This is a genomic window from Amycolatopsis sp. cg5 (assembly GCF_041346955.1).
GTDB lineage: Bacteria > Actinomycetota > Actinomycetes > Mycobacteriales > Pseudonocardiaceae > Amycolatopsis.
Genome location: NZ_CP166849.1, coordinates 5,038,368 through 5,053,134, shown reverse-complemented (window position 1 = coordinate 5,053,134; position 14,767 = coordinate 5,038,368). Strand labels below are relative to the sequence as shown.

The following is a 14,767-nucleotide window of genomic DNA, read 5'->3' as shown; positions in this document are numbered from 1 at the left end:
GAGGACGCGGCGGTGCCGCGTCGATGAATGCCTGGTGTCCAGGCGAAACCCGTGGTGCGGTGAGCCCGATGAGAAGGCCGAGACCTCGCGCGTGCAGGCGCGGGTCTGCGAGATGTGGTGGCCTGCCACCGGACTACCGGTGGCTAGCTTCTTTCGGCCTCGGGGCTGGACACGTCGCCCAAGGTAGCAACGACCACCCGCCGCGTCCACTTCGCGGCCGCAAGCCTGACCGAGCAATGCGAAACCGGCTATCCGTCGCAGAGCGCGCGTTCGATAAGCGTGTTGATCGGGTCACCCGGGTGTTCGCTGTCGGTGCGAGGCGTGACCGTGTTCACGGTGACCATCACACTGCGCTTCCCGTTCTCGGTCACGCCACTGCCGGTCGCGAAACCATGCCACCCGCCGCCGTGCCCCCAGTACCCGCCACACGACGTCGCCGTCCAGGCCAGCCCGAGACCGTAGCCTGCCTTGTCCGAGACGGGCACGGTCTTCTTCATCTCGGCCAGCTGCGCGGGCTTGAGCACCTTGCCGGTCATCAGTGCCTGGAGGAACTTGTTGCCGTCTTCGGTGGTGCTGATCAGCTCACCGTCCGCGCCGCCGCCCGCGGCGGGGTTCAGCGAGGTCACGTCCACCCAGTCGCCGAGTTCGTTCGTCCCGGCGACCGGGAACCGGTGATAGCCGCGGGCGTGGGGGGCCGGGATGCGCGGCGACGTGCCGGGAGCGGAGGTCTCCTGCATGCCCAGCGGCCGGATGATCCGGTCGGTCACCTCGCGGCGCCACGACCGGCCGGTGACCTTCTCGATCACCATCCCGGCGACGACGTAGTTGGTGTTCGAGTACTCCCAGCGTGCGCCCGGCTGGAAGTTGGGAGCATGGGAGACCGCCATCTTCGCGGCTTCGGGCGCGCTGATCTTGTCGTAGCGGTGCTCGAGGAAGCCCTTCTCGTCTTCCAGCCACGGAAGGTCCAGGAGATAGTCGTACAGGCCACTGGTGTGCTGCAGCAGCTGCCGGACGGTGATGGCCCGGCCGTCGTTGCCGTTGCCAGCCACCACACCCGGCAGCCACCGGTCCACCGTGTCCTCGAGCGAAAGCCGTCCCTCGGCCGTGAGCTGCAAGATCGTGGCGGAGACGAAGGTCTTGGTGAAACTCGCGATCCGGAAATGCGCGTTCCACGGCACCGGGCTCTCGCGCTCCAGATCGCCGTATCCGCTGCGTACCTTGGTCTTGCCGCGCGGAGTGCTCAGCTCGGCCAGTACGCCGGGAGAACCGTCGGCCACGACCGCGTCGGCGTCGCGCTGCAGAGCGCTGCCGGGTGACGCGGCGGCCACGCCCGTCGAGGTGACGGTGGCGGCACAAAGAGCGGCGATCAGGATCGAGGTTCGTCTCATGTCCGAGGAACCTAGGGCGCCTCGATGTGCGCTGTCGTCATTCTCAAGTAGGGCGGCATACCCCCCCGGTGGTATCGGTTATTTGAGGGGAAGGGCAAGGTGGCGTGCTCCGGCCGGGCTGAGGGTCGTGAGTGGTACGGCCGGTTCTAACCGGTCTAAACACTCACGACTCCTTCTTCGGCTGCCTCGTGCGATCCTCAGTCACCAGCCGAGTGGAACCTCTGCTGCGTCAGATGCAGCAAAGGTTCCACTCGCCCGCCACGTTTGCCTTTCCGGCTCAATGAAACAGCGCCGCGACGGCTTCCACCTCGACCAGCTGATCCGGATATCCCAGCACCGTGACGCCGAGAAGGGTGCTGGGCGCGTCGTGCGCGCCGAAATGGCTGCTCACAACACTCCACGCGGTGGTGAGATCTTTCCGATCCTGGCTGGCGACGTAGACCGTCGTCTTGACCACGTCGGTGAGGCTCGCGCCTGCCGCCTCCAACGCCGTTTTGAGGTTCGCCATCACCTGTTCGGCCTGCGCCGCGATGTCTCCTGGCGCCACGGTTTCGCCGTGCTCGTCGAGCGGGCAGGCACCTGCGGTGAACACGAGCTGCCGAACGTCCGAGGCCACGGCCGCGTAGGCGTACGGAGCCCGATCGGTGAGGCTCGCCGACCGGATGAGCTGAACGTCAGTCATCGAATGATCGTTTCAGACGGCTGACGGCAGCGCCCAGCGAACCGCCTAAGGCGTCGTCCGCCAATGCCGTCCGCGACGCCGTTCTTGCCAGTGTCGGCCTCGCGAAGGCCGAACCGGACCCCGGGCGGCGAGCAAGGTCGGGTGATGCGCGGCGAACCGGTCCGCCGTGATGCTCATGAGCACCGGGTACTTGACCGTTCCGCGCAGCAGTTCGGTGTCGCGAGGCCTGCCCTCTTCGCGGAAGCCGAGTTCGCCGTGCAGGGACAGCGAGGCGAAGTTGCCACCGTTGATGCAGACCTCGCAGGTGTGGTAGCCGCGCTGCCGGAACATGAACGTGAGCAGGATCGTGGTGGCGTCGGCGGCATAACCGCAGCGGCGGTGCTGTGTCCCGATTCCGAGGCCGTAGTTGAACCGGCCGGCGGCCGGGTCGGCCTGTACCCAGATCGATCCGACCAGCGTGCGGCTGTGCAGCGTCTCGATGGCGTAGTGGAAGTCGTCGCCGTCGTCGTCGGGTCGTCCGCGATGCGTCGCCCAGTGCCGGTAGCCGCCTGCTTGCCCGTCGGAGTTACGGTCGAAGGCCGCCAGTGCGCGATGGTCGCCTTCGCGGACTTCCCGTAGCCGGGTCTTCCAGCCGGTCCAGCCATCTTCCTTGACACGGAGCGTTTCGGTCAGCACCGGCGCGTTCGTGAACATCGGTCATGATGTTACCGGGTTGGCCGCAGCGGTACGTACGTTGTGTGACAGGAACGCCAGTCTTTCCGCCAGGCGATGAATCACGGATGAACCGGACGCTGTCACGATCCACGGCATGCGGGACACCAAGGTCGATTTGACGAAAGCGGTCCTCTATGGGGTTTCCGGTGGGCTGCTGACCGTCGCCTTCGCTGTGCTGGGACCGGGAACGGCCGAGGCGGGGCCGCCCCAGCTGGTCGATCCCGGCAACGGCAAACCGGTCAAGCTGCCGCAACCGGCTGCGCAGAGCGCACCCGTCAACAAGGCCACGAACCCGCAACCCGCGAACACCGTCAAGCAGCAACCCACGAACAAGGCGCAGGAGCAGAAGCCGCACTGGCGTCAGCAGCAGAAAGACTCGTGGGAAAAACAAGCAGCTCAACGTACCGAACACGATGCCGCGGTCGCTCAGGACAAGGCGGTGAAGGCCGCCAAGCAGTCCGGGTCCGACAGCGACAAGGCGAAGAAGGCCGCCGACACCGCCAAGTCCCTCACCCGGGCACGCGACACCAACCGGACATACCGCACCGCCGCGGCCAAGAACGTCGAACGCATCGACGACCATCCCGACTACGGCAAGCCGCAACCCAAGCCGCACTGGCGACAGCAGCAAAAAGACTCCTGGGAGCGGCAAGCGGCCGAACGCACCGAAAAGGACGCCGCTCTCGCGCAGAGCAAGGCCACCACAGCTGCGAAAGACGTCGACCCGGCATGGCCGAACTCCGGCGCCGAAGCCGCTGCGAAGAAAGCCTCCGACGTCGCCAAGTCCCTCACCCGAGCGCGCGACACCAACCGGCAGTACCGGACCGCCGCGTCGGACGATGTCCGCCTGCTTCCTGACCAGCCCGGCTTCGGGACCCAGGCGAAACCGCACTGGAGGCAGCAGCAAAAGGACTCCTGGGACCGGCAAGCGGCCGAACGCGCCGAGCTCAACGCCGCGGACTCCAGATACAAGGCCGACCAGGCACGCGAGCAAGGCGACCCGGTCGCGGCGAAGCAGGCCGAAGACACCGCCAAGACACTCGCCAGAGCACGCGACACCAACCGCAAGTACCGCACAGCCGCCGCGCAGGACGTCAAATACGTGTCGCGGGTCGGACCACGCCTGCTGCGCAACCTCGACCCGGCAACCGGCGAGGTCGACCTGAACGGCTTCCCGATCCCCGCGGGCTCCGCACCGCTCGGCCCGCTGCAAGCCGCAGTGAACAAGACCCTGAACGAGCACCAGCCCGACTGCAAGCCGAACACCGGCTGCCGCCCGGTCTACAACCTCAAACAAGAGACCGAATCCGCGATCTACACAGCATGCCGCGGCAGCAGCGCGACCGTCTCCTGCGACCCCGCGCTTCCCGAGAAGGCGAACGCGGCACGCATGAACAACGGCGAGCCGACCGAACGCACGGTCGCCGGGCAAATGCTCGAGATGGGCGATGGGATCACCTGGAACGCCAACGGATTCATCCCCAGCTTCCCCGGCAGGGTTCCCGGCGCGGCACGGCCGTCGGCGGCGGTGCGGAACACCGCTCCGGCAAGGGCCGGCGAAGGAGTCCAGGCCGCGGCGCCGTCCCGAGTCACCCCGACGGCGTCCGGTGGCGGCCGTACGCCATCGGCAGTGACGACCTCGGGCCGTGCGGTCACGCCCCCGGGCGCGGCGGAAGTCCCTCGCGTCACGCCGGTTCGGCCCGGACCGGGCGTCACGGCGAAGACGTCAACCGGGGAAAACCCGGCGGCGGCCACCCGGCCGGGTGCCGGCAAGCGGGTCCAGCCAGGCAGTCTCGGTTGCAGGGTCAACAGTTTCGTCGGGGGCACCTTGGTGCTGATGGCCGACGGCAGCAGGAAGCCCATCGAACAGGTCGCGGTGGGTGACGTGGTCACCAACGCCGAACCCGGCACGGACCAGATCGAGCACCACGTGGTCACCGCGGTGCATGTCACCGACGCCGACCGGGACTTCGTCGACCTCTTCGTCGAGTCGGCCGACGGGATCAAGAAGATCGTCGCGACCGCGCACCATCTGTTCTGGGACTCCACCACCGGGACCTGGACCGACGCCACGGACCTGAAGGCGGGCCACGAACTCGACTCGCCCGGCGACGGCCCCGTCCGCGTCGTCGCCGTGCGCCCCTATCCGGCCGCGCAGCGCACCTACAACCTCACGGTCGACGACGTCCACACGTTCTACGTGGCGGCGGGTCAGACCCCGGTGCTGGTCCACAACTGCGATATCGACCCGCAGGTCACCGAGGCCGGTCTCAACCACTCCTTCGACCGCCATGCCCAGCAGTGGTTCGGCGGGCAGCCGACCCGGGCGGGAAGGATGCCCGAGTGGCAGGGCCTCATCGAGCGCGCGGCTCGCAGCACCAAGGTCGTTCCGTGGTCGAGTGGCTCGGCGAAGACTTGGGCCTACCTGATCAGGGTCGACGGCAAGTGGTTCAACGCCCAGTTCGATCGAAGCTCCGGTAAACTGGTCACCGCCTTCGTCCCGAACAACGGCCAGCTCGGAGCGATGCTCAAGCTGCTCGGGAATACGGGGGAGTGACCATGACCGAGCTGTACCCGGACCCGCCGCACCTGCTGGTCGGCCTCTACGACGACAGTTCCGAGACCGAGACGTTCGCCGCCGTGTGCCGGGTCGCAGGCGAACTCGGGTGCGAGCCCGCAGGTCACGTCGCGGTCGTGCCGACGGAACTCGACTTCGACTGGATATCGGATCTGGGCGCCGCGCGGGACGTCCGCGCGGTGACCACCGCCGGGCACACCGCGCTGTGCGACGGAGCCGACCCGGAGCTACGAGCGATCCAAGCCAGATTCTCGCACCGCCAGCTGGGCACGGTCGTCGTCGAATATCTGCCGAAGGAGGCTCCGGACCGCCACCCCGTCGGCATCGCGATGAGCGCGGCCGTGCTCGGGCTCCCCGAGACGATCTGGACGGGAAGCGATCGCAAGGCCGCGGGTCTGCTGGTGGACCGGGCCAAGACCTTTCTCGAGGCCGCGGTCACCGAATGCGGTGCGCTGTATGGCGGAATCGGCGTCGAACTCAGGTTCCCGACACCACGGCAACTGGCCAAGGAACCGCTTCCGACCGAGCTGTTCGTGTCTCAGCGTCTGCTCGACAGCGACAAGTCACTGGCCGACCGCGTGGCGACCACTTTCACCGACGACAACGTCACGCGGTGGAAAACCGGGTCCTTCTACGCCTCCTGGGCCCCGTTCGCGTCGAGCGTCGGTCAGCGAGCGAGCCGGTAGGGTCCGGCGTCAGCCCCGCCTGATCGTATCGGCGATCGCACCCGCGTCCGCCGCGGTGAACCCGCCGGAGATTTCGATGGCACCACCGGTGATCGCGCTCTGCACCATCGGCGCCATCACGACCGTGCCCTTCACGACCATCGCGATCCGTTTGCCGACGTTCTCCTCGGTGAACTTCGCGAACTTGGCCGCGTCGTCGCCCGGCATCTCGAGCTGGACATGGTGGCCGCCCGTTTCGGCTGCCCCGGCCTCGATCTTGGTGAACCTGGCCAGCACCAACGCCACCGGCCCGACCTGATACTCCGTGCCGGCCTTGTCTTTGAGTGTCGTGCCACCGGCGTCGACCACGACCCGCAACTCGACCGGCGTGCCCGCCGCGACGATGGGCGGAGGCTTGGCTTCCGTGGTGGAGCAGGCGGTCAACGCGAAGAGGAGCGCGAGCAGCAGCGAACGCATGAACGAAGGCTAGCGGAGTGGCCGACGGTGGCGTGGCCTGAAAGGTGGCTGAGCGGCCAATGGAACCGATCCCGTCCGTGTGACATCCTACCTTCAAATGCCACACGGCCGGTCGGAAGGCGTATCGATGGTTGCAGCCGGAGCGGGGTTCTTCGTGCGCCCGGAAGCGGTGGACGGGCTCGCCGGCCTCGTGCGCAAGCAGGGCGACGGGGCAGGCGACTTCCATCAGGCTTTCCGCACGACGATCGTGGACGGCGGCCGCACCGGCGGCGACGGTGAAGGGCTGCTCGCGCTGATCTGGCCGAAGCTGGACGACTGGCAGCACAACACGCGAAATCACCTCGGGCTCGCGTTCGGTTCGGGCGTCTCGGCGGGGGACACGCTGCACTGCGCGGCCGTCTGGTACCGCGACACCGAACGCGCCAAGGTGGAAGAGCTGGACCGGCAGCTCAAGGAGATGGGCTCCGAACGCGTCGGCCCGGACGAGGTCCGCGATCCGGCCGCCGCGGGAACGTTCCGGGAAGTGGCGCCCGTCGACTACGCGGGCCCGAGTGCGGAGAAGATCGACAATCCGGAGTGGTGGCCGGTCAAGGCCGAGAAAGCGGCCGAGGAGATCGTCGATCTCGGTGGCACCTTGGGCGATGTGGCCGGGTTCGTCGAAGACCTCACCGGCGTCGACATCTTCGAGCTGGCCACCCGCGCCGTCATCGGCGACTGGAAAGCGTTGCAGGAGCAGGCGGTTCTCTTCCGCGACGCCGAATCCGGGTTCGCCGACATCGCCGCCAACATGCAGCAGGGCCGCTACGGCATCCAGGACCAATGGATCGGCCGGGCGGCCGACGCCGCGAAGGACTGGCTCGACAAGTACCACCAGGCATGCCTTGACCTGTCCGGATACTGCGGCGCGGCCGGCGACGCCATCGACGGCCTGGCCAGGGCGGCGTATCACCTCATGCAGGATCTCAAGCACGGCCTTGGTGCCCTCATCGACATCCTGCTGCTGATCTACACCAAGGGGGCGACGGCGGCGGCGAAGTCCGGCAAGGACGTCGTCGGGTTCATCCTCGACGTCATCGACGCGCTCGTCGAAGGCAAGAAGCTGGTCAAGCTCTTCGGCGGCGACGCCAAGCAGCTCGTCTCGCTCGTCATGGCCGCCATCGACCAGACCGGCCTCATCCGCGCGACCATCAGCGCCATCCTGGCGCTGGCACACCAATTCGAACTCGGCTCCGGCCTCGTCGACGCGACCCGCGCCACCGCACGCCACGTCGAAATCCCCAGCTGGCCCTTCACCTACGACCATCCGCACGCGGACTGCGGACAGGGGATCCGCGCATGACCGGCATCGATCCCGCGGACAGCCCTCAGTGGCCGACCGCCCGGCACAACATGTTGCGGCTCCTGGCCGCGTCCGGAACAGGAGCCGGGGCCGACTTCGCCAAGGACATCCTGGCCGGCGCTCGCCAACCCCACGAACTGCTGTCGCACCGGCCCGTTACGGACGAACTCGCGGCGCAGGGCGCGGCGTTCCGGCGGTTGCTCGACAAGCTTCCGCCTGCCGAACTCCGGGAAGCGCAAGCCGAGGCGCAGGAGGCGGTGCGGCGCGAGGTCGACGAGCTGGCAGGCATGGACATCGAAGCCGCCGAGGCGGAACTGCGTGCAGCGTCCGAACCGCCGCCGGAAGCTCAGCCCGACGAAGACGACGATGACTGGTTCAACCGGTCTTACCTCGATATCTGACGCAAGCCGTCATGGCCCCGTCGGGCTGACTCTTCCCGCTCAAATCGCGGAGTAGCTCTGCCACGAGCACAACAGCCCGAACTGGACACTGCTCTCACTAGTCAGTGCTACTATGTACTGGTACTCAGTGATGCTGAGTAGTTCGAGGAGGCTTCGTGGGCAAGCAGATGACCGAGATGCTCAAAGGTGTGCTGGAGGGCATCGTCCTGGCGATACTGGCCGACCGCTCCGCGTACGGCTACGAGATCACGGCGTGGCTGCGGGAGCAGGGTTTCTCCGACATCGCCGAGGGCACGGTCTACGCGCTGCTGATCAGGTTCGAGCGGCGCGGGCTGGTCGACGTGGCGAAGGTTCCGTCGGAGAAGGGGCCACCGCGCAAGGTGTACTCGCTCAACTCCGAGGGGCGGCAGTACCTCGACGAGTTCTGGAAGACCTGGGGCTTTCTCTCGGAACGGCTCGAGACGCTCCACAAAGGAGGGAGATGACCATGTCGGAAGGCGGCTTGGTCTCGAAGTTCGTCATGACGGTGGTCGGCGACAAACGCCGATGGTGGAGTTACAAGAGGCGGGTGCGGGCGCTTCCGACGAATCACCGGATGGCGGTCGACGCGATCGAGCGGTACCTGATGCATTTCGGGCTGCTGGACGGTGAAGGCACGGCTTCGTTGTTCGAAGATGTCGTGGAGCTGTTCGAGCAGGCGGCGGCCGACGGGACGCCGATCAGGGAGATCGTCGGCGACGACCCGGTGGAGTTCGTGGAGGCGCTGGCGCGGAACTACGACAAGGGCGGGTATGTCGCGCGGCAGCGGGAACGGCTGGTCCGGGCCATCGACGAGGCCGCTGGTGACGGGACCGTCCCATGAGGACACTGGCGATCCGGGTACGCGGGATGGTGAAGGCGTACGGGAAGCTCGAAGTCCTGCGCGGGGTGGACTTCGACGTGGCGAGCGGCAGCATCTTCGCGCTGCTCGGCTCCAACGGGGCCGGAAAGACCACGGTCGTGAGAATCCTGTCCACATTGCTGAAAGCGGACGGGGGAGCGGCGAGTGTCGGCGGGTTCGACGTCGCCACCCAGGCGGAGGGGGTGCGGGAAACCATCAGCCTCACCGGACAGTTCGCCGCCGTCGACGAGATACTGACCGGGCGGGAGAACCTGATGCTCGTCGCCCGGTTGCGGCACCTGGACCGTCCGGGTGACCTCGCCGATGGCCTGCTGGAGCGGTTTTCCTTGACCGGCGCGGGTGGCAGGCGGGTGTCGACCTACTCGGGTGGCATGCGGCGGCGGCTGGACATCGCGATGAGCCTCATCGGGGATCCGCCGGTGATCTTCCTGGACGAGCCGACCACCGGGCTCGACCCGCAGGCGCGGATCGAGGTGTGGAACGCGGTGAAGGGTCTCGCCGCGCGTGGCACGACGGTGCTGCTGACGACGCAGTACCTGGACGAAGCCGAGCAGCTCGCCGACCGCGTCGCGATCCTGCACCGTGGCCGGATCATCGTGAACGGCACGCTCGCCGAACTCAAACGGCTGCTACCGCCCGCCAAGGTCGAGTACGTCGAAAAGCAGCCGACGCTGGAGGACGTCTTTCTCGCCGTCGTCGGTGCGACAAGCGAGGAATCGGGATGAAACCACACTTCTGGGGAGACACGACCGTCCTGTTGGGACGATCGCTGAAGCATGTGACACGCAGTGTGGACACCATCATCACCACCGCGGTCATGCCGATCGCCATGATGCTGCTGTTCGTCTACGTGTTCGGCGGCGCCATGAACACCGGGGCAGGCTCGTACGTGAACTACCTGCTGCCGGGCATCCTGCTGATCACGATCGCCTCCGGCGTCGCCTACACCGCGCTCCGGCTGTTCACGGACCTGAAGACCGGGATCTTCGAACGGTTCCGGTCGCTGCCGATCGCGCGGTCGGGCGTGCTGTGGGCGCATGTGCTGACCTCGCTGGTCGCGAACCTGTTCTCGCTCGTGATCGTCGTGGGAGTCGCACTCCTGATGGGTTTCCGTTCCGGGGCGGGAATTCTGGCCTGGCTCGCGGTCGCGGGCAGCCTGATCCTGGTCACGCTGGCGCTGACCTGGATCGCGGTGATCGCCGGTCTATCCGCGAAATCGCCGGACGGCGCGAGCGCGTTCTCGTATCCGCTGATCTTCCTGCCGTTCCTCAGTTCGGCGTTCGTGCCGACCGCGACGATGCCCGGCCCGGTGCGCTGGTTCGCCGAGCACCAGCCGGTGACGTCGATCGTCAACGCCATCCGCGATCTGGTCACCGAGCGGCCGGTCGGCACCGGCATCTGGATCGCGCTCGGCTGGTGCGTCGGCATTCTGGTCGTCGCCTATCTCTTCGCCATGGCTGTCTACCGACGGCGGCTCGGCTAGCCACTTCCTGCGTAACAGACCTTCGCCCGGTGCCTGGGCTTATTCGTCATGCCCGCGGCCGGGATCATCGAGAGAGGATTCGACATGGAAGACAAGACAGAACAACGGCAGGTCCGGCGCCGGACCGCGCTGGCCGCAGGGGCCATCGCCGGTCTCGGTGGACGCGCGGAAGCGGCCGAGCGCGGTGTCGCGCAGGGCTGGGGGAAGGTCGCCGACGCGTTCCGTGCGAACTTCGCGAACCCGGGTGAGATCGGCGCGGCGTGCAGTGTCTACGTGTGCGGCCGCCCGGTGGTCGACATGTGGGGCGGGCTCGCCGACCGCGCGGCGAACCGGCCGTGGCGCCGGGACACCATCGTCCAGGTCGCGTCCACGACCAAGGGCGCCACCGCGATCTGCGCGCATTTGGCGGTACAGCGCGGTTTGCTGGACCTCGACGCCCCGGTCGCCCGGTACTGGCCGGAGTTCGGCGCCGGCGGCAAGGAGGAGATCCCGGTGCGCTGGCTGCTGTCGCACCAGGCGGGTTTGCCGGTCGTCGACGGGCCGCTGACGTTCGAGCAGGCTTGTGCCTGGGAACCGGTCATCCGGGCGCTTGAAGCGCAGAAACCGTTGTGGCGAAAGGGAACCCAGCACCTCTACCACGCTGTCACGTACGGCTTCCTGGTCGGTGAGGTCGTACGGCGGATCACCGGAAAGTCGCTCGGCAGGTTCTTCGCCGATGAGGTGGCGGGCCCGCTGGGGCTCAGCGCCTGGATCGGGTTGCCCGAGGCGGAAGAGTCGCGGGTGGCCCGTACCGAGGACGCCGCGCCGTTCACCCTGGAGGAGCTGGTCGCCGGGATGATCGCGATCACCGGGCTCGGCGCGGACACGGTCAGGGCGTGGGTCGAGGCCGTCTGGAGCCCCGGTTCGGCGCAGTCACGGGCGGGGGAGCTCGGCGGCGCGTTGACCGACCCCGCCGTGTTCCGGACCAGGGCTTGGCGCGCGGCGGAGTTCCCGGCCGCCAACATGCTCTCCGACGCGCGATCGCTGGCCCGGATGTACGCGGCCACCGTCAGCAGGGTCGACGGCGTACGACTGCTCAAGCCCTCGACGGTCGAGCGGATGACCGTGGTTCAGACCGGCAGGACACGGATGTACGGCCTGCCGCCGGGACTCGACATCCCGGCGGATCGCTCCTTCAACATGTCCCTCGGGTTCTGGCGGGCCTGTCCGCCGATGCCGTTGACCGGGCCGGGATCGTTCGGCCACCCGGGCTCCGGCGGATCGATCGGCTTCGCCGACCCCGACGCGGGTGTCGGGTTCGGCTACGTCACCAACCTCTGGAACTACCGGCCCGACGACCCGCGGGCGATGAATCTGGCCAAGGCCGTTCGCTCCTGCCTGGGGTGAGGCCGGATGGTTCGGTCACGCGGTGAGAGTGGCCGCGCCGGGCATCCCTCACGCGGGTGATTTTCACCCGGGCGGCTCGAAGCGCGGCGGGGGTGGCAGTGGCAGGTTCGGGTCGACCTCGACGCCCGCGGTGCGCAGCGAGTCGTCGAGGATGTGCCAGATCCAGCGGGTGAGCAGCTCGGCCAGCTGGGGGCGCGTGATGCCTTTCGGGCTTTCGAGCCAGTTCGCGGCGCTGGAGTCGACGAGGCCGACGACGCCGAACGCGAGAACGTCGGCGATGCGTGTGTCGAGCCCGAACACCGCCAGGTAGAACGCGAAGACCTGGGTGAGCTGGCGGGCGATGATGGTCTTGACGTCGACGATGGCGTCCTGGCCGCCGGTCCTGCCGATCTGGGAATGCCGGGTGAGGTAGCGGTAGAGGTCGCCGTTGTCGGCGAGCCAGCCGGTGTGCGCGTCGACCGCGACGGAGATCATCTGCAGCGCGCTGCCCTGCGGTTCCCAGATCGGCAGCAGCGCGGTGGTGATCGCCTCGGTGGCGCGGTCGGCGATGGCCCGCTGCAGGTCGGTCGTGCCGTCGAAATGCTTGTACAGCTGGACGCGGGCGACGCCGGCGGCGTCGGCTATCTGCTCGGTCGTCACCTCGGGGCCGTGCTCGGCGATCGCCAGCAGCGCGGCGTCGACGAACTCGCGACGCCTGCGCTCGCGCTGGCCCGCCCAGCGTGCGGCTCGGCCGTCGGAACCCGGGTGTGCCGAAGAGGATTCCACCTCGTGAACACTAGCGCGACGACACGCGCGCCGATGGTCGGACGATTAGGGCTACATCTCCGTATCTGTTACTTTGAGCCGCCGGAAATCACAGAGCGTGTGCGCGAATGGGTGAGTCCGTTCTCGCGGGCGAGGCCGGTCGGATCGGAGACGGGATGCGGGAGGACGGGGAACCGGCCGACGAGGTGGTCGCCGCGGCGCTGCACTCGTTGCCGCCCCGGTGGCGGGCGGTGCTGCGTGGCACCGTCGCCGACGGCCACACGTCGAGCGAACTGGCGCCCGCGCTGGGCTCGTCGCCCAAGGAAGTGACCGCGCTGGCCGCCCGCGCCCGCGAAGCGCTGCGGCGCGCCTACCTCGAAGCCCAGCGCTTCCCCGAGACCCAGGAACACCGATGAACAGCACGGCAGCCGCCTCGGACACGCCCATCTTCGACCGGCTGCTCGCCGAGGCCGGGCTCCAGTGGCCTGACGGCGAACCCATCAGTCCACAGTGGACAGATGGCGGCGACGGCCGGGATGAACGCGACATGTGAATCCCGTTGGTTCCTCATTTCGTGGCTGTTCTCGCCCAATGAAGCAGATTTCGTGGCGTATGCTCAAATCGGCTGGTCGTCTTCGCACACGGCGTCCGTGTCGAGTTTCCAGCCGTGGAAACGTGGTTCCGAAAGCAGCATCGAGATGGTGTCGGCCGCCTCCGGATGACCCACGGCGGTCCGCACCCGCACGTGGCGGAGGTCCGGACTGATGGTGACGTGGCAGGCCACTCCCAGCTCGAAACACAGGCGGGCGGCGACCAGCGCGGGATCGCTGGCGCCTGGACCGACCTGGCGAATGACTACCTCGGCCACGCCCCCATCCCTTCCGTCGCGGCCAATCATGGCCGGTGCGGCCGGGTCGTGGTGTACCGAACGTGGTCAGGTAGTTGCCAGACGTGTCAGCAACCGGTCACGCAGAGGTACGCGGTGGCTCTGAGGGATCTCGGATTCACCGCTCTCGCGGAACGCGTTTACCGCGCGCTGCTGGACAACGCGGACTGGGACGGCGCGACGCTGGCCGAGGCACTTTCCTGCCAGGAAGCGGAAATCGCCGTCGCGCTGACCTCGCTCGCCGAGCTCGGGGTGGTGACGCCGGACGATCAAGCCGCCATCGGGGTGACGCTGAAATATCCGGCGTCCGCGCTCGGCGAGCTGATCGAGCGCCGCGAGGACGAGTTGCTGAACGAGCAGCGCCGGGTCGGCGACACGCGGTCCGAGGTCGCGAAGCTGACCGAGCGGTACTCGGCCCGGCCGTGGTCGGTCGATCCGGCGACCGGGCTCGAACGGATCGAAGATCTCGAGCAGGTGCGCCAGCGGCTCGCGGAGCTGGCGTTCTTCACCCGCCGCAGCGTCTGGTCGGTGCAGCCGGGGGAATCGATCAGCCGCTCGGCCATCGAGGCGAGCAGGCCGCTCGATCTGCGTGGCCTGCGCCGCGGCATCGCCATGCGGACCATCTACAACACGGCCGTGCTGCAGGACGAAGCCTGCCGCGACTACATGCGCGAGGTGACCGCGGCGGGCGCCGAGATCAGGGTGACCGACGATCCGATCGAGCGGATGGTGATCATGGACGACGTGGTCGCCGTGCTGCCGATCGACCCGCAGAACAGCGGGCAGGGCGCGCTGATCGTGCGGCAGCCGGGGCTGATCGTGGGCTTTCTGCGGCTGTTCCACCGATTGTGGAACGAGGCTGACGTGTACCCGCCGGTCAAGGCCGAAGGTTCGGGAGCCGATCCGAGTGGCGAGGACCGGAAAGTGCTGGCACTGCTCGCGGAGGGCAGCACCGACGAGGTCGCCGCGCGGGTGATCGGGGTGTCCGTCCGGCACCTGCGCCGCCGCGTGGCGCGCCTGATGACCGAACTCGGGGCGGGCAGCCGGTTCGAAGCCGGGGTCGAAGCGGCCCGCCGCGGTTGGATCTGAGCCGGGGACACCCCGTCACCTTGCTGCCAACGGG

The 14,767-nt window shown here is 68.0% G+C and carries 18 protein-coding genes; 12 read left to right on the top strand and 6 right to left on the bottom strand.

Annotation, left to right across the window (positions count from 1 at the left end; genetic code table 11):
* Positions 1 to 248: 248 nt before the first annotated feature.
* The 3 genes from AB5J62_RS22700 to AB5J62_RS22690 form a co-directional block, all read right to left on the bottom strand.
* Entirely contained in the window at positions 249 to 1,388 is a 1,140-nt protein-coding gene (locus tag AB5J62_RS22700; protein ID WP_370941922.1) for a serine hydrolase domain-containing protein, read from the bottom strand.
* Between the two features lie 277 nt (positions 1,389 to 1,665).
* On the bottom strand, positions 1,666 to 2,070 hold the full coding sequence (locus tag AB5J62_RS22695) for a RidA family protein (protein WP_370941921.1): 405 nt from the start codon (positions 2,068 to 2,070) through the stop codon (positions 1,666 to 1,668).
* Positions 2,071 to 2,115: 45 nt separating this feature from the next.
* Positions 2,116 to 2,763 (bottom strand): GNAT family N-acetyltransferase, encoded by a 648-nt coding sequence (locus AB5J62_RS22690; protein WP_370941920.1) that lies wholly within the window; start codon positions 2,761 to 2,763, stop codon positions 2,116 to 2,118.
* Between the two features lie 115 nt (positions 2,764 to 2,878).
* On the opposite strand from AB5J62_RS22690, the gene AB5J62_RS22685 reads away from it, so the two are divergent.
* The gene (locus AB5J62_RS22685) at positions 2,879 to 5,341 is read left to right on the top strand and encodes a polymorphic toxin-type HINT domain-containing protein (RefSeq protein WP_370941919.1); all 2,463 of its coding nucleotides are present in this window, start codon (positions 2,879 to 2,881) and stop codon (positions 5,339 to 5,341) included.
* Positions 5,342 to 5,343: 2 nt separating this feature from the next.
* Positions 5,344 to 6,048, top strand: a complete 705-nt coding sequence (locus AB5J62_RS22680; RefSeq protein WP_370941918.1) for a hypothetical protein — start codon at positions 5,344 to 5,346, stop codon at positions 6,046 to 6,048.
* Positions 6,049 to 6,057: 9 nt separating this feature from the next.
* Here AB5J62_RS22680 and AB5J62_RS22675 read toward each other — a convergent pair whose 3' ends face one another.
* A complete protein-coding gene (locus AB5J62_RS22675) occupies positions 6,058 to 6,504 on the bottom strand; it encodes a hypothetical protein (protein ID WP_370941917.1) in 447 nt (148 codons plus the stop codon).
* 127 nt (positions 6,505 to 6,631) lie between these two features.
* On the opposite strand from AB5J62_RS22675, the gene AB5J62_RS22670 reads away from it, so the two are divergent.
* The 7 genes from AB5J62_RS22670 (at position 6,632) to AB5J62_RS22640 (ending at position 12,014) form a co-directional block, all read left to right on the top strand.
* Complete coding sequence (locus tag AB5J62_RS22670; protein ID WP_370941916.1) at positions 6,632 to 7,843, top strand: hypothetical protein; 1,212 nt, start codon at positions 6,632 to 6,634, stop codon at positions 7,841 to 7,843.
* Positions 7,840 to 8,244: a hypothetical protein gene (locus AB5J62_RS22665; RefSeq protein WP_370941915.1), complete on the top strand. Its 405-nt coding sequence runs from the start codon at positions 7,840 to 7,842 to the stop codon at positions 8,242 to 8,244. Before AB5J62_RS22670 ends, AB5J62_RS22665 begins: the two co-directional genes overlap by 4 nt.
* Positions 8,245 to 8,399: 155 nt before the next feature.
* Positions 8,400 to 8,729, top strand: a complete 330-nt coding sequence (locus tag AB5J62_RS22660) for a PadR family transcriptional regulator (protein WP_370941914.1) — start codon at positions 8,400 to 8,402, stop codon at positions 8,727 to 8,729.
* Entirely contained in the window at positions 8,726 to 9,106 is a 381-nt protein-coding gene (locus tag AB5J62_RS22655) for a DUF1048 domain-containing protein (RefSeq protein WP_370941913.1), read from the top strand. Before AB5J62_RS22660 ends, AB5J62_RS22655 begins: the two co-directional genes overlap by 4 nt.
* Entirely contained in the window at positions 9,103 to 9,870 is a 768-nt protein-coding gene (locus AB5J62_RS22650; protein ID WP_370941912.1) for an ABC transporter ATP-binding protein, read from the top strand. Before AB5J62_RS22655 ends, AB5J62_RS22650 begins: the two co-directional genes overlap by 4 nt.
* On the top strand, positions 9,867 to 10,628 hold the full coding sequence (locus AB5J62_RS22645; RefSeq protein WP_370941911.1) for an ABC transporter permease: 762 nt from the start codon (positions 9,867 to 9,869) through the stop codon (positions 10,626 to 10,628). Before AB5J62_RS22650 ends, AB5J62_RS22645 begins: the two co-directional genes overlap by 4 nt.
* Before the next feature lie 84 nt (positions 10,629 to 10,712).
* A complete protein-coding gene (locus tag AB5J62_RS22640) occupies positions 10,713 to 12,014 on the top strand; it encodes a serine hydrolase domain-containing protein (RefSeq protein ID WP_370941910.1) in 1,302 nt (433 codons plus the stop codon).
* Between the two features lie 63 nt (positions 12,015 to 12,077).
* On the opposite strand, the gene AB5J62_RS22635 is transcribed toward AB5J62_RS22640, so the two are convergent.
* Positions 12,078 to 12,779 carry a TetR/AcrR family transcriptional regulator gene (locus tag AB5J62_RS22635; protein WP_370941909.1) on the bottom strand — a complete coding sequence of 234 codons (702 nt, stop codon included), beginning with the start codon at positions 12,777 to 12,779 and terminating at the stop codon, positions 12,078 to 12,080.
* A gap of 107 nt (positions 12,780 to 12,886) precedes the next feature.
* Between AB5J62_RS22635 and AB5J62_RS22630 the strand changes: the two genes are divergently transcribed.
* Together AB5J62_RS22630 and AB5J62_RS22625 are read left to right on the top strand one after the other, a co-directional pair.
* Positions 12,887 to 13,174, top strand: coding sequence for a hypothetical protein (locus AB5J62_RS22630; protein WP_370941908.1), 288 nt, complete (start codon positions 12,887 to 12,889; stop codon positions 13,172 to 13,174).
* Positions 13,171 to 13,311, top strand: a complete 141-nt coding sequence (locus AB5J62_RS22625; RefSeq protein ID WP_370941907.1) for a hypothetical protein — start codon at positions 13,171 to 13,173, stop codon at positions 13,309 to 13,311. The genes AB5J62_RS22630 and AB5J62_RS22625 overlap by 4 nt, the downstream gene beginning before the upstream one ends.
* 63 nt (positions 13,312 to 13,374) lie before the next feature.
* Here AB5J62_RS22625 and AB5J62_RS22620 read toward each other — a convergent pair whose 3' ends face one another.
* Positions 13,375 to 13,626, bottom strand: a complete 252-nt coding sequence (locus AB5J62_RS22620) for a hypothetical protein (protein ID WP_370941906.1) — start codon at positions 13,624 to 13,626, stop codon at positions 13,375 to 13,377.
* 114 nt (positions 13,627 to 13,740) lie between these two features.
* Here AB5J62_RS22620 and AB5J62_RS22615 point away from each other — a divergent pair, with 114 nt between their 5' ends.
* Entirely contained in the window at positions 13,741 to 14,733 is a 993-nt protein-coding gene (locus tag AB5J62_RS22615) for a hypothetical protein (RefSeq protein WP_370941905.1), read from the top strand.
* The last annotated feature ends 34 nt before the right edge of the window (positions 14,734 to 14,767 follow it).